Raw genomic sequence first — 12,918 nt, forward strand, 5'->3', positions numbered from 1 at the left:
ACATATGTCTACTCTTGAGATCAAGGACCTGCACGTCAGCATTGACACCGAGCAGGGCACCAAGGAAATCCTGAAGGGCGTCAGCCTGACCATCAAGACCGGCCAGACCCACGCCATCATGGGACCGAACGGCTCCGGCAAGTCCACCCTGGCTTCGACCATCGCAGGCCACCCGCGCTACAACGTCACGAGCGGCACCATCACGCTCGACGGCGAAGACGTCCTCGCGATGAGCGTGGACGAGCGTGCCCGCGCCGGCCTCTTCCTGGCCATGCAGTACCCGGTGGAGGTCCCGGGCGTGAGCATGACCAACTTCCTGCGCACCGCCAAGACCGCCATCGACGGCGAGGCCCCGAAGCTGCGTAACTGGACCAAGGACGTCAAGGCTGCCATGGYCCAGCTGCGCATCGACGCCGACTTCACCCAGCGCAACGTCAACGAAGGCTTCTCCGGCGGCGAGAAGAAGCGCGTGGAGATCCTCCAGCTCGAACTCTTCAAGCCGAAGTTCGCCATCCTCGACGAGACCGACTCCGGCCTCGACGTCGACGCGCTGAAGGTCGTCTCCGAGGGCGTCAACCGCGCCCACTCCGGAGGCAACATGGGCACCCTGCTCATCACGCACTACACCCRGATCCTGCGCTACATCAAGCCGGAGTTCGTGCACGTGTTCGTTGACGGCAAGGTTGTTGAAGAAGGCGGCCCGGAGCTTGCCGACCGCCTCGAAGAAGAAGGCTACGACCGCTACGTCCAGGGCGCCGGAGCCGCCACCATCGCTGCCGCCGACGCCGCAGCACAGGCTTAGTTAGGACTACGCCATGACCGAAATCAATATGGCCCGCACGGGCCTCGAGGATGTCGAAGAGGCACTCAAGGATGTGATCGACCCTGAACTGGGTGTGAACATTGTTGACCTTGGCCTGCTGTACGGCCTGAAGTATTCAGACGACGACGGCGCCCTCCTGATCGACATGACCCTGACCACCGCTGCCTGCCCGCTCACCGATGTGATCGAGGAGCAGGTCGGCAAGGCCCTCGACGGAATCGTCGACGACTGGCGCCTGAACTGGGTATGGATGCCGCCATGGGGTCCGGAACGGATCACCGAGGACGGCCGCGACCAGATGCGGGCCCTCGGCTTCAACATCTAGATCCCCGGCCGCCCACGCGGCACCCGCAGGAACGACGACGGCGGGCCCACCTCCAGGAGGCGGGCCCGCCGTCGTCGTTCTATCGGTTGCTCCGCAACGGCCCTTTTGGCGGCCCATCACGGCCGTTTCGGAGCAGTCGATGGATTTGGGGCTACGGGGTGGCGGCCCTGAACGTGTCGCACTGGTTGATGTCACCGGTCTTGTAGCCCTGGTAGAACCACTTCTGCCGCTGGGCGCTGGAGCCATGGGTCCAGGACTCCGGGGAAACCCGCCCGGTGGCGGCCTTCTGGATCCGGTCATCGCCCACGGAGGACGCCGCTGACAGGGCGTCCTGCAGGTCCTGCGTCTTCAACGGCTCCAGGAACGGCTGGCCGGACTTGGGATCCTTGGTGGTGGTGGCGTACCGAACCCACAGGCCGGCGTAGCAGTCGGCCTGCAGCTCAACCCGCACAGCACCGGACTGCGGACCCTGCGGATCCTGCTGGGCCCGGTCGATGGTGCCGAGCAGGTTCTGGATGTGGTGGCCGAACTCATGCGCCACGACGTACTCCTGCGCCAGCGGCCCGCCCGAGGACCCGAACCGGTCCACCAGTTCCTGGAAGAAACCCGGATCGAAGTAGGCCGTCTGGTCCGCGGGGCAGTAGAACGGGCCCACCTCGGAGGTCGCCGCGCCGCACCCGGTGTTGGTGCCGCCCCGGAACAGGACGGTTTCCGGCTGCGGGTACTTCTTGTTGTACTTCGCCAAATACTCCGGCCAGAACGCGTTGAGGCTGTTCACCGTACCCACGATCCGGCACTCCAGGCGGGCGTCGGCGTCGGCGCCGGTCTTGCACGCCGGAGCCGTTGCCTGGCTTTGGGTCTGGTCCTGGGTGGTGCCGGTCAGGCCCTCGAGGAGGCTGGGGTTGATGCCGAAGAGGGCTGCCAGGAGCAGCACAATTCCGCCGCCGATCCCGCCGCCGATTTTGGTGCCGCGACCCATGCCGCCGCGGCTCTGGACCTGGGACGGGTCCAGCTGGACGTTGTCATTGAAGCTCATGCTGTCACAATATCCCCTGCCGCCCGCCGATACGTCGCTGCCCGGTAAAGTTGGTCCGATGCCTTTTCTCGACAGACTCCAGCGCTGGGCCGACGACCGCCCCGACGCCACCGCCGTCGTCGTGGCCGGTCAGCGCCTGAGCTGGTCCGGGCTGCGGGATGCCGCGGCCGCTCTTGTTGCCGACACACCGGCGGTGACGGTGCTGGCCGAGCCGAACTCCACCGGTTTCGCGGTCTCCTTCGCGGCGGCCGTAGCGGGAAGCCGCCGCTGCGCCGTCCTGGATCCAACCTGGCCCGGGCCGCTCCTGGACGCCCTGACCGGACGGATCGCCGAAACCTGCCCGGCCGGGGGCGGCGAGGTGGGCAGCGCGCCGGGCGTCGCGCCGGGCAGTGAGCTGGGCAGTGAGCTGGCGGACGGCCCGGCGGCGTCGCCGTTCCTGATCGGACTGACCTCCGGCACCACTGCGCTGCCCAAGGCGTTCAGCCGGTCGCGGCAGTCCTGGCGGCGCTCCTTCGAGTCTTCCGTGGAGTTCTTTGGCCTGCGGACCGGCGATAAAACCCTGGCGCCGGGGCCGCTGGCGGCCAGCCTGAACCTCTACGCCCTCGCCGAATGCCTGTACGCGGGTTCCGAGTTCCACACCCTGGCGGAGTTCGATGTCGGCGACGCGCACGCCGCGGTCAGCCACGACGGCATCACCCGACTGGTCCTGGTGCCCACCATGCTGCGGCTGCTCAGCGAACGCGGCCTGGCCGGGGGAGTGGACGGCTCCGGACTGCGGAGCATCATCTGCGCCGGCTCCAAGCTCGACGCGCGGACCCTGGAGGCCGCGCGGCGCTGGGCACCGAACGCCACAATTTTCGAGTACTACGGCGCCGCGGAACTCAGCTTCGTCGCCGGCGCCGGACTGCCGCCCGGCGAAGTACCCGCGGCCGGCGGGACCGGCATCGGCGCCCCGTTCCCCGGCGTCGCCGTCAGGATCCTTGACGCCGCCGGCTCCCCGGTTCCGGACGGGCAGCCGGGCAACGTCTGCGTCCGCAGCGGCCTCGTCAGCGACGGCTACCTCTGGGGGGACGACGGCGAGGCGCTGCAGTGCTTCGACGGCTGGTACACCGTGGGGGACCAGGGCTACCTCTCTGACGGCGTCCTGCATCTGCTGGGCCGCCGCTCGGACATGATCGTCACTGCCGGCACGAACGTGTACCCGCATGAAGTGGAACTTGCCCTCGCCTCCGTGCCGGGGGTGGCCGCCGCTATTGCCGCAGGTCAGGCCGACGATCTCCGCGGCCAGCGCGTGGTGGCGGCCGTACTGCCCTCGCACGGCGGGCTCACGGCAACCCTGCTCAAATCCGGCCTCGAGCACATCCTGGCCCGGAACAAACGACCCCTGGACTACTACCTGCTCACCGATCTGCCCGTCACGGACCGGGGCAAGCCCAGCCGGCCGCTCCTCCTCGAATGGATCCTTGGCAACGACCCGCGGGTCCGGCGCCTTGGCTGAGGACCCGGTGACCCCGGCCCCGGCGCGCGCCCGGCTGCTGCCGGATGACCGGCAGCCCGTCATCATTGCCGCGCTGCGGACCCCGGTGCGGCGCGCCCACGGCGCCCTGAAATCCCTGCAGGCCCACGAACTGCTGGCACCGGTCCTGGCCGGCCTGATGGCCGGCGGCGGGGTGCCGCCGGACCTGGTGGCCGACGTCGTGATCGGCAACGCGGTGGGCGGCGGCGGCAATGTGGCCCGGCTCGCGGCCCTCGAAGCCGGACTGGGCATCGACGTGCCCGGACTCACCGTCGACCGGCAGTGCGGGTCCGGCCTGGACGCGGTGGTGTTGGCCTCCCGGCTCGTCGCTGCGGGCGGGCCGGGAGCCAACGTGTACCTCGCCGGCGGTGTGGAGAGCATCAGCACCGCGCCGCTGCGTGCCCGTCCGGACGCCGATGCCGGACCGCAGTTCTTCAGCCGCGCACAGTTCGTCCCGGAGCGTTTCGGTGATCCGGACATGGGGGCCGCGGCGGAGAACGTTGCGGCCCGATGCGGTATTTCCCGGCAGCGGCAGGATGACTTTGCCCTGCGCAGCCACCGGCGTGCCCTCGACGCCGCGGCGTCCGGCGCCTTCGACGCCGAGATCGTGGCCCTGCCGGGGCCCGCGGGACCGGTGGTCACCGACGACGGCCCCCGATCCTCCCTTACCCCGGGTGTGCTGGCCCGGTTCGGTCCCGCCTTCGTCCCCGGCGGAACGGTCACGGCCGGCAACTCCTGCTTCGACGCTGATGCGGCTGYCGCCGTCGTCGTCACGTCCCTGGCGCGGGCCAGGGAACTCGGCGCCCGCGACGGGTTGCTGGTGCTCGGGACGGACACGGCCGGGGTGGACCCGGAACTGCTCGGGATGGGCGCGGCTGCCGCCGCGGAGCGCCTCCTCGGCACTTCCGGGGTGGCCCCCGGTGACCTCGGCCTCATCGAATTCAACGAGGCCTTCGCCTCCCAGACACTGGCGTGCCTGGACCGGCTCGGCATCGATCCGGAGCGGGCCAACCTCGACGGCGGAGCTCTCGCCCTGGGCCATGCCTACGGTGCATCCGGTGCGGTGCTCGTCACCCGGCTGCTGGCTCAGGCCCGCCGGAAACCCCAGGACGGTACCCTCGCCCTGGCCATGATCAGCATCGCCGGCGGGATGGGGACCGCGGCGCTGTTCGAATACCGGGCGCTGAGGTAGCTGCCTCCTGGCGGACATGCCCATCCGCGGGCGCCAGAGATGGACATGCCCATTCCTGGGCTTGAGCGTTGGACATAATGCCGATATGTCCACTGGCTGGCGCAGCGAGTGGACATGCTCATCCGGAGTAGCTCCGAGGGCTGGCTTGGACAGTGCAGCAACGGACATGTCCATCCGTAGGACTGAAGGTTGGACATGTCCATTTGCTGATGCCAGGGGCGGACATGCTCATCGGCGCGCAGTCGGGAGCCGGAGGCCGGTGGCTTACTGGGAAGGACATGTCCGGTGCCGCCAGCGAGGCGCGGACATGTCCACTGCCTGAGCCCGCTGATGGACATGCTCATCCGCCGTCTCCGTGGACCGTCGGCTTGCGTGGTGCACCAACGGGCATGTCCATTCCTGGTCTTGAGGGTTGGACATAGTGCAAATATGTCCACTGTCCGAGGCCACGAATGAGCATGTCCATCCGGGCAGGCACCAGACGGACATGTCCATCCGGGCAGGGCCACAAACCCGTCAGGCGTCGTGGTCTTCCGTTTCGCCCAGGCCTCGCGCAGCCAGGGCGTCGCCGGTCTGTCGGGCGAAGGCCACTGTCGTGATGAACACCGGCAGCACCAGGGCGCGCGGATTCCGCTCCAGGCCACGGGCGCGGGCGGAATCGCGGACATCGGCATACGCGCCCGCGATGAACGGGATGCTGCGCAACATCACCGCGATGGTCAGGGCAAACCGCTCCGGATCCGCGCCGAGCCGCCGGAACGGGCGTGCCAGTGACGCGACGCCGTCCAGGAGCGTCTGCACAGGCGTCGTGGCGGTCAGAATTGCGGCGGCCACCACGCAGACAAGGACGTTCAGCACGATCTTGGCGGCCACGGGACCGCCGAGCTGCCACCACTGGAAAGCACCGACCACGGCCAGCACCGGCAGGACCGGCCGGACAGCACGCAGCAATCGGCCAGGGCCGGCCCCGCTCAACAGATACACCCCGCACAGCACGGCCAGTCCCACGGCGGCAGCGGCCCAATCGGCGATCAGGAACGAGCCCATCCCGCACGCCACGACCAACGGAAACTTCAGCCACAGCGGCGCCCGATGGACCAGAGAGGACCCCGGCACAAAAGTGGCCAGCAGGAATCCGTGGCCTCTCACGGCCGGTCGCCGTCCCGGCGGCGCACGGCCGCATCCCCGCGGCCCCCGCCCCCGCCCCCGGCGAGGCCTACGGCCCCGGCCCCGCTGGCCCCTGCGAAACCTCCGGCCCCGCCAACGCCCCCGCCGACGCGTTCCGACTCCACCGCGCACAGCGCCCGGTAGTGCGCGACGGCGTCGGCGGCACCGCCGTCGAACACGACCCTGCCGGCGTCGACCACCAGCACCCTGTCCAGGTCGAGGGCAAGGTCAAGGTCGTGCGTGGACAGAATGATTTGCTGGTCGAGACCCGCCAGCGTCCGGCGCAACAGTTCCCGGTTTCGGAGATCCAGGAGCGTTGACGGTTCGTCCAGCACCAGGATTTCCGGGTCCACAGCCAGCACCGCCGCCAGGGCTACGAGCTGCCTTTCACCGCCCGAAAGATCGTAGACGCTCTGGTCGGCGAGCCCCAGCAACGCGAAGCGGTCGAGGCAGGCTTCGGCGAGGGCACGGCGCTCGACGGCGTTCCGCACCGAGCGGCGCAGCGACAATTCGACGTCCTCACGGCCGGTCGGCATGACCAGCTGCGACAGGGGATCGGTGAACACAAAGCCCACCCTGCGGCGCACGGCGCGGACGTCCCGGACGGTATCGGCGCCCGCCACCGCCACCGTCCCGGACGTCGGGGCGACGAGGCCGTTGAGCATCCGCAGCAGGGTGGACTTGCCGGACCCGTTCGCGCCGATGACGCCGATGCGCCGCTCCGCCAGCGTGAGCGAGACCGGTTCGAGCAGGGTCCTGGGCTCCGGGCGGCCGTCAACAACCACCCGGACTCCGGCCCGGTCTAGGACGATGCTCACGGCCGGACAGCTGCCCCGGCTGCCCCGTCGGCCTGAGCGGCCCGGCCCGCGGGAAGAGCCCGGCCCGCGGAACGACCCTGGCCCACGCGGCGGAGCAGCAGGTCCGGGAACGCCTTGTGCAGCGCCAGGGCCACCGTCACGGCGAGGATGTTCTTGATGATGTCGCCCGGGTAGAACGCGAGGTCGGCGACGAAGGCCGCCGGGAAGCTGAGCTTGGCGTTGACCATCATGCCCAGGACCCCCAGGCCGTGGATGAAGACAATGCTGCTCACCATGGCGGCGCCGAAAAGCAGGAGCCCCCGCACCTTCGAGGAGCGCCCCGCGGTGCGGCGCAGTACGACGGCGGTCAAGGCGCCTACCGCCGTGGCCGCCAGCAGGAAGCCGAAGATGTAGCCCGCCGAGGGGCCGGCCAGGACACCCAGCCCACCGCGGCCGCCGCTGAAGATCGGCAGCCCGGCGAAGCCGAGGAGAAGATAAAGTCCGACGGCGGCGAAGGCGCGGCCGGCGCCCAGCGCGAGCCCGGTCAGCATCACCGCGAGCGTCTGCAGTGTGATGGGAACCCCGAAACCGCCCACCGGGATGGCCGCGATCAGCGCGAATGCCGCGATGATCGCGGCGAAGACGGCGATGAGGGCAAGGTCGGTGGTGTCCCAGCGGCGCCGGGGCTGGCGGGTGCCGGCCGGGGAGGCAGTCGTGTTGCCCGCAGTGGTGCCGCTGACGGCGTTGTCGGTGTTGCTCATGCTGGTTCCTGTCGGGTGGTCGGTGGTGGGGAAGCTCACTTTCGACGATACGGCGGCGGCGCACACGCCATTTTGTAGGCCCTCCACTAAGCGGGGCCGCTCCGGCTGGACAACCCCGCCAAACCGGACGGTAGCTCCCGCCGTTGTGCACAGCACTTCCCGATGTCACCCGCCGGAGTACCTGCCGGTAGACTGGCAGAGGCCGTCCTCTCGGCCATACTGCCCCGGCCCCGTCCAGACTCCATCCGTCGTGCCGCGGCGTCCCCTGTTGTGAAAGGCCTTACCTGCATTGATTACCGTCCAGGACCTCGAACTGCGCGCCGGCGCCCGTCTGCTGATGGACTCGGTGAGCTTCCGGATCGACAAGGGGGACAAAATCGGCCTTGTCGGCCGTAACGGTGCAGGCAAGACCACTTTGACCCGTGTGCTGGCAGGCGAGGGGCTGCCCGCCGCCGGCAAGGTCACGCGCAGCGGCGAGATCGGCTACCTGCCGCAGGACCCGCGCACCCCTGACATGGAGCAGCTCGCCCGGGACCGGATCCTTTCGGCCCGCGGCCTCGACATCGCCGTCGGCAAGCTCCGCATCGCGCATGAGGAAATGGCCAGCGAGGACGCCACCATCCAGCGCAAGGCCATGAACCGCTACGACCGCCTGGAATCTGAATTCCTCGCCGCCGGCGGCTACGCTGCCGAGGCCGAGGCGGCGGCGATCTGCTCCAACCTCGCGCTGCCGGACCGCCTGCTGAACCAGCCGCTCAAGACCCTCTCGGGCGGCCAGCGCCGCCGTGTGGAGCTGGCCCGGATCCTGTACTCCGACGCCGAGACGATGCTGCTGGATGAGCCCACGAACCACCTCGACGCCGATTCCATCGCCTGGCTCCGTGAGTTCCTCAAGAACCACCAGGGCGGCCTGATCGTCATCAGCCACGACACCGAGCTGCTCGAGGCCACGGTCAACAAGGTCTTCCTGCTGGACGCCAACCGSGCGCAGATCGACTTCTACAACATGGRYTGGAAGCGCTACCTCACCCAGCGCGAGACGGACGAACGCGCCCGCAAACGCGAACGCGCCAACGCGGAAAAGAAGGCCCAGGTCCTTATGGACCAGGCYAACAAGATGCGCGCCAAGGCCACCAAGGCGGTCGCCGCGCAGAACATGGCCAAGCGCGCCGAGCGTCTGCTSGGCGGCCTCGAAGCGGTCCGCGAGAACGACCGCGTGGCAGCCCTGCGCTTCCCGGACCCGTCGCCCTGCGGCAAGACCCCGCTCACGGCGGACGGCCTCAGCAAGTCCTACGGGTCACTGGAAATCTTCACCGACGTGGACCTCGCGATCGACCGCGGCTCCAAGGTGGTCATCCTGGGCCTCAACGGCGCCGGCAAGACCACGCTGCTGCGGATGCTGGCCGGCGTGGACAAACCGGACACCGGCGAGGTCATCCCGGGCCACGGGCTGAAGGTCGGCTACTACGCACAGGAGCATGAGACGCTCGACGTCGACCGCACCGTGCTGCAGAACATGCGTTCAGCCGCCCCGGACATGAACGACTCCGAGGTCCGCGGCATCCTGGGCTCGTTCCTGTTCTCCGGGGACGACGTCGACAAGCCGGCGGGCGTGCTCTCCGGCGGCGAGAAGACCAGGCTGGCACTGGCCACCATCGTTGCCTCGAGCGCGAACGTGCTGCTCCTCGATGAGCCCACCAACAACCTCGACCCCGCCAGCCGCTCCGAAATCCTCGGCGCGCTGCGCAACTACACCGGGGCTGTCGTCCTGGTGAGCCACGACGAGGGGGCCGTAGAAGCGCTGAACCCGGAGCGCGTTGTGCTGTTGCCCGACGGCGTCGAAGACCTGTGGAACGCGGACTACCTGGACTTGATTACGCTCGCCTAGGCCTAGGCGTAGGCGTAGGCCGAGCCGTGCGGGCCTGCAGCCCCACCGGTCCGCGGCTCGCGCGGGTGATTTGCCGCGTGCTCGCTCGTTCCTCGCTTAGACGCACGCTTAGCGGACCTGGAGTTCCTCTGCTGCTGTGATGCGGTGGAGTTCTTTGTAGGTGATCGAGAACATCGAGTTGTGGTCACCGGCTCCTGCCCAGAGGAGGGGGTGCTCCGCCAGGGATTCGTCCAGCAGTGTCCTGATGGGTTGCGGGTGGCCGAGCGGGGCGACGCCGCCGACGTGCTGGCCCGTGTGGCGCAGGACGAATTCCGGGTCCGCCCGGCGAATCTTGCCGCAGCCCAGGCGGTCGGCCACCATCCGGACGTCCACTTTCGCCGCGCCGCTGGCCAGAATCAGCAGGGGAGCGCCGTCCAGGTCGAAGACGAGGCTGTTGGTGATCGCCGCGACATCACAGCCCAGGGTGGCGGCCGCGGCGGCGGCGGTGGGAACTGCGGTGTCGAACACCGCCACGGTGTCAGTTGAACCTGCTGCGACAAGGGCCCGCCGGACGTTGGCGACGGCGTCGTCATCCATGGCGTGGACCTCAGAATCCCTGGGCATCGAGGATGGCGTCTTCCTCTTCCTCGGCCGTGGGGTTCCTTCCCTTCCGCGGTGCCGGACGACGGCGGGGCCCCGGCCGGCTGGCATGCACGTACACGCCCTCCTCCGCCTGGGCCGCCTGGGCCTCGGCGTCCTCCGCGTCGATCGCGGCGTTGCGTGCCTGCTGGCGGGCGGCGTAACCAAAGCCGATGAACATCAGGACGCCAAAGGCAAACCACTGGAGCGAGTAGGACAGGTGCGTCCCCTCGTCGGTGGAGGGTTTGAGGAAGGGGACCGGCATGTCCGCGACCGGGGGCGTCTCGGAGGCCAGCTGGCCGTACGCGCCGGTGAGCAGGGGATACCCAAGCTGTYTGGAATAGGCGGTCAGGTCGATGGATGCCAACTGGCCCTCGGGGGCGCCGCGCTGCAGGGCCGGTTCGGCGGGCTTCAGCCGCGCCACCACCGTCACATCCCCGGACGGCGGGGCCGGTACAGAGTCCGGGCTGCCGGGGGTCTTGTTTCCGATCGGAAGCCACCCCCGGTCAATCACCACCGTCTCTCCGGAGACGAGCCTGAACGGCACCACCACTTCGTAGCCCGGCTGACCGTTGAGCGGCCTGTTGCGGACAATCCGCTGGCCTGCTTCGTCGTAGCGGCCGTGGAGTTCCACCTGCGTCCATTCGCGCTCCGCGTCCATGCTGATAAACTCCTGGCGCGCCGCGGCGAAGGGAATCGGGGTGGCCGAATAGTTCGAAACCACCCGGTTGATCTCGGCAAGCGTCTCCGCCCGGCGGTCCATCTGCCAGCGGCCGAGGAAGACGCAGGCGGTGGCGAAGATCGCGGCCAGCAGGAGATAGCCCAGCCATTTGCTGGAAAAGAGGAAGCGGTACATTCAGCAGGCCTTGCCCGCGGCATCGGCCGCGTCGTCCAGCGGAACGGTGGCCTTCCACAGCCCCCGGGTCTGCAGGTAGTCCTCCAGCCACCCGCGGTGATCCGGACACGCGAGCCAGATCTTGCGCCGCTCGGGGGTGTGGATCTTGGGGTTGTTCCACAACAGTTGCCATTCGGCGTTAGCGCGGCAGGCCTTGCGGGAACAGGTCGCTTCGGCAGGCTCGGCTGCGGCTCCCGCGAGGTCAAAGATATTCATGATGCAGCCCGTCCGTGGTCCTCGTCGTCGTCAATCAGTTCACCCTGCAACAGGGTGCCGGGGACATCGTCCGCCGGGGCTGGCCCTTGCCCGGGTGTTTCCGTGGGGCCGGGCGCGTCCAGCTCGCCCATGGGCACGTAGTCCAGCAGCGACTCGCTGTGCACCTCGGCGTGGTCGCTGCCGTTGGCAATCACCACCGCCACCCAGGGCAGGAATACGGCGCCGATCACGGGCAGGATCTTGAACCAGCCGTCCACCACAAACACCAGGACCAGGCAGACCATACGGATGCCCATGGCCACGGCATACTTGATCATCCGCTGGCGCATCTCTTCCGAGTGGGCCGCGGCAGCGTCCGTAATGCTGTGGACCTCGGTGTCGCCGGAGTCCTCCCCGGACGTCCGTTCACCGGGTCGGTTYTTGWKTGTCACGGCTGTCAGATCACGCTCCMWAGGCTTACTTCGATTCTCTCACCATCGGCAGGGCCGCCCAAACGCCGGCGGGCCGGGCGGGAAGGTGCCGGCCGGAGGCTAAGATCGGAGGCAGGAAAATCCAGCCGACCCAACGCGGTGCCCGTGCGCCGCAGAATCCCGGAGCCCACCATGACTGAAGCACCCACCACCGGCCGCAGCGTCCTCATCACCGGCGGCAACCGCGGCATCGGACTGGCCATCGCCGAATCCTTCCTCGCCAACGGCGACAAGGTGGCCGTCACCTACCGCAGCCAGGCCACCCTTCCGGACGGCATCCTCGGCGTGAAGGCGGACGTCACCGATGAAGCCTCGGTGGACGCAGCCTTCGCCGAAGTCGAGGCGGCGCACGGTCCCGTCGAAGTGCTGGTGGCCAACGCCGGCATCACCAAGGACACCCTCCTGATGCGGATGAGCGAAGACGACTTCACCTCTGTTCTGGACACGAACCTCACCGGCGCCTTCCGGGTCATCAAGCGCGCCTCCAAAGGCATGATCCGGGCCCGCAAGGGCCGCGTGGTCCTGATTTCCTCGGTCTCGGGCCTCTACGGCGCCCCGGGCCAGATCAACTACTCCGCATCGAAGGCCGGCCTCGTGGGCATCGCCCGGTCCCTCACCCGCGAACTGGGCGGCCGGGGCATCACCGCCAACGTCGTCGCACCCGGCTTCATCAACACGGATATGACCGCCGAACTGCCCGAAGCAACGCAGAAGGACTACCTCTCCAAGGTCCCCGCCGGCCGCTTTGCCGAGGCCTCGGAAGTGGCCGACGTCGTCCGCTGGGTCGCGAGCGACGAGGCCGCCTACATTTCCGGCGCGGTCATCCCGGTGGATGGCGGACTCGGGATGGGCCACTAACAGACAGTCCGACTGCGGGTCTTTGGCCCTTGGCGCGCGCCCTGCCGCAGGCGTGTAATGGACCCACAGCCCCGGACCACGCGCGGCAGGGGCGTGCACCCAGGAGGAGAATCATGGCTGATCTGAGCAAGTGGGCACCATCGGACATGCTGGAGCCTGTCCGCCGCTTCCTTGATGGCGACCTCACCATGGCGTCGAGTATCAAGGTTGAACAGTTCCAGGACGGCAGCACCCTGGTGGTGCGGGCGGAAATCCCTGGAATCGATCCGGACAAGGACGTCGACGTCTCGGTCAGCGGCGGCATGCTGCATATCAAGGCCGAACGCGAGGAACGGTCCGAGCACAAGGAGAAGGAC

At 68.7% G+C, this 12,918-nt stretch carries 15 protein-coding genes; 7 read left to right on the forward strand and 8 right to left on the reverse strand.

Annotated features, from left to right (window positions below):
• Window positions 1–4 precede the first annotated feature (4 nt).
• Both sufC and AC1DHD_RS10280 read left to right on the forward strand, forming a co-directional pair.
• Entirely contained in the window at window positions 5–802 is a 798-nt protein-coding gene (gene sufC / locus AC1DHD_RS10275; RefSeq protein WP_476879631.1) for a Fe-S cluster assembly ATPase SufC, read from the forward strand.
• Between the two features lie 13 nt (window positions 803–815).
• A complete protein-coding gene (locus AC1DHD_RS10280; protein WP_138769377.1) occupies window positions 816–1,148 on the forward strand; it encodes a metal-sulfur cluster assembly factor in 333 nt (110 codons plus the stop codon).
• A 151-nt stretch (window positions 1,149–1,299) separates the two neighbouring features.
• Here AC1DHD_RS10280 and ypfJ read toward each other — a convergent pair whose 3' ends face one another.
• Window positions 1,300–2,184: a KPN_02809 family neutral zinc metallopeptidase gene (gene ypfJ, locus AC1DHD_RS10285; RefSeq protein WP_476879619.1), complete on the reverse strand. Its 885-nt coding sequence runs from the start codon at window positions 2,182–2,184 to the stop codon at window positions 1,300–1,302.
• A gap of 58 nt (window positions 2,185–2,242) precedes the next feature.
• Between ypfJ and AC1DHD_RS10290 the strand changes: the two genes are divergently transcribed.
• Both AC1DHD_RS10290 and AC1DHD_RS10295 read left to right on the forward strand, forming a co-directional pair.
• Window positions 2,243–3,682, forward strand: a complete 1,440-nt coding sequence (locus tag AC1DHD_RS10290; RefSeq protein WP_476879620.1) for a class I adenylate-forming enzyme family protein — start codon at window positions 2,243–2,245, stop codon at window positions 3,680–3,682.
• A gap of 7 nt (window positions 3,683–3,689) precedes the next feature.
• Entirely contained in the window at window positions 3,690–4,892 is a 1,203-nt protein-coding gene (locus AC1DHD_RS10295) for a thiolase family protein (protein ID WP_476879632.1), read from the forward strand.
• Between the two features lie 516 nt (window positions 4,893–5,408).
• Here the strand turns inward: AC1DHD_RS10295 and AC1DHD_RS10300 are convergent.
• The 3 genes from AC1DHD_RS10300 to AC1DHD_RS10310 are packed head-to-tail and all read right to left on the reverse strand — an operon-like array spanning window position 5,409 to window position 7,617.
• The gene (locus AC1DHD_RS10300) at window positions 5,409–6,041 is read right to left on the reverse strand and encodes an energy-coupling factor transporter transmembrane component T family protein (protein WP_476879621.1); all 633 of its coding nucleotides are present in this window, start codon (window positions 6,039–6,041) and stop codon (window positions 5,409–5,411) included.
• Entirely contained in the window at window positions 6,038–6,877 is an 840-nt protein-coding gene (locus AC1DHD_RS10305) for an energy-coupling factor ABC transporter ATP-binding protein (protein ID WP_476879622.1), read from the reverse strand. Before AC1DHD_RS10305 ends, AC1DHD_RS10300 begins: the two co-directional genes overlap by 4 nt.
• Window positions 6,874–7,617: a biotin transporter BioY gene (locus AC1DHD_RS10310; RefSeq protein ID WP_476879623.1), complete on the reverse strand. Its 744-nt coding sequence runs from the start codon at window positions 7,615–7,617 to the stop codon at window positions 6,874–6,876. Before AC1DHD_RS10310 ends, AC1DHD_RS10305 begins: the two co-directional genes overlap by 4 nt.
• A gap of 289 nt (window positions 7,618–7,906) precedes the next feature.
• Here AC1DHD_RS10310 and AC1DHD_RS10315 point away from each other — a divergent pair, with 289 nt between their 5' ends.
• A complete protein-coding gene (locus AC1DHD_RS10315; RefSeq protein WP_476879624.1) occupies window positions 7,907–9,505 on the forward strand; it encodes an ABC-F family ATP-binding cassette domain-containing protein in 1,599 nt (532 codons plus the stop codon).
• Between the two features lie 108 nt (window positions 9,506–9,613).
• Here AC1DHD_RS10315 and AC1DHD_RS10320 read toward each other — a convergent pair whose 3' ends face one another.
• The 4 genes from AC1DHD_RS10320 to AC1DHD_RS10335 are packed head-to-tail and all read right to left on the reverse strand — an operon-like array spanning window position 9,614 to window position 11,665.
• Complete coding sequence (locus tag AC1DHD_RS10320; protein WP_476879625.1) at window positions 9,614–10,108, reverse strand: YbaK/EbsC family protein; 495 nt, start codon at window positions 10,106–10,108, stop codon at window positions 9,614–9,616.
• On the reverse strand, window positions 10,092–10,979 hold the full coding sequence (locus tag AC1DHD_RS10325; RefSeq protein ID WP_476879626.1) for an SURF1 family cytochrome oxidase biogenesis protein: 888 nt from the start codon (window positions 10,977–10,979) through the stop codon (window positions 10,092–10,094). The genes AC1DHD_RS10320 and AC1DHD_RS10325 overlap by 17 nt, the downstream gene beginning before the upstream one ends.
• Window positions 10,980–11,234: a hypothetical protein gene (locus AC1DHD_RS10330; protein ID WP_476879627.1), complete on the reverse strand. Its 255-nt coding sequence runs from the start codon at window positions 11,232–11,234 to the stop codon at window positions 10,980–10,982.
• Window positions 11,231–11,665: a DUF3099 domain-containing protein gene (locus tag AC1DHD_RS10335; protein WP_476879628.1), complete on the reverse strand. Its 435-nt coding sequence runs from the start codon at window positions 11,663–11,665 to the stop codon at window positions 11,231–11,233. The genes AC1DHD_RS10330 and AC1DHD_RS10335 overlap by 4 nt, the downstream gene beginning before the upstream one ends.
• Before the next feature lie 171 nt (window positions 11,666–11,836).
• Here AC1DHD_RS10335 and fabG point away from each other — a divergent pair, with 171 nt between their 5' ends.
• Window positions 11,837–12,562: a 3-oxoacyl-ACP reductase FabG gene (gene fabG, locus AC1DHD_RS10340; RefSeq protein WP_476879629.1), complete on the forward strand. Its 726-nt coding sequence runs from the start codon at window positions 11,837–11,839 to the stop codon at window positions 12,560–12,562.
• Between the two features lie 113 nt (window positions 12,563–12,675).
• Window positions 12,676–12,918: Hsp20/alpha crystallin family protein (locus tag AC1DHD_RS10345; RefSeq protein WP_476879630.1), on the forward strand; the 243-nt coding region annotated here is incomplete at its 3' end.

It is taken from the genome of Arthrobacter sp. 05L45_2 (assembly GCF_056397525.1).

Coding starts and splice junctions, on each gene's coding strand:
- AC1DHD_RS10320 (WP_476879625.1), bottom strand. CDS start 10,108: ATGCCCAGGGATTCTGAGGTCCACGCCATGGATGACGACGCCGTCGCC.
- ypfJ (WP_476879619.1), bottom strand. CDS start 2,184: ATGAGCTTCAATGACAACGTCCAGCTGGACCCGTCCCAGGTCCAGAGC.
- fabG (WP_476879629.1), top strand. CDS start 11,837: ATGACTGAAGCACCCACCACCGGCCGCAGCGTCCTCATCACCGGCGGC.
- AC1DHD_RS10310 (WP_476879623.1), bottom strand. CDS start 7,617: ATGAGCAACACCGACAACGCCGTCAGCGGCACCACTGCGGGCAACACG.
- AC1DHD_RS10280 (WP_138769377.1), top strand. CDS start 816: ATGACCGAAATCAATATGGCCCGCACGGGCCTCGAGGATGTCGAAGAG.
- AC1DHD_RS10330 (WP_476879627.1), bottom strand. CDS start 11,234: ATGAATATCTTTGACCTCGCGGGAGCCGCAGCCGAGCCTGCCGAAGCG.
- AC1DHD_RS10290 (WP_476879620.1), top strand. CDS start 2,243: ATGCCTTTTCTCGACAGACTCCAGCGCTGGGCCGACGACCGCCCCGAC.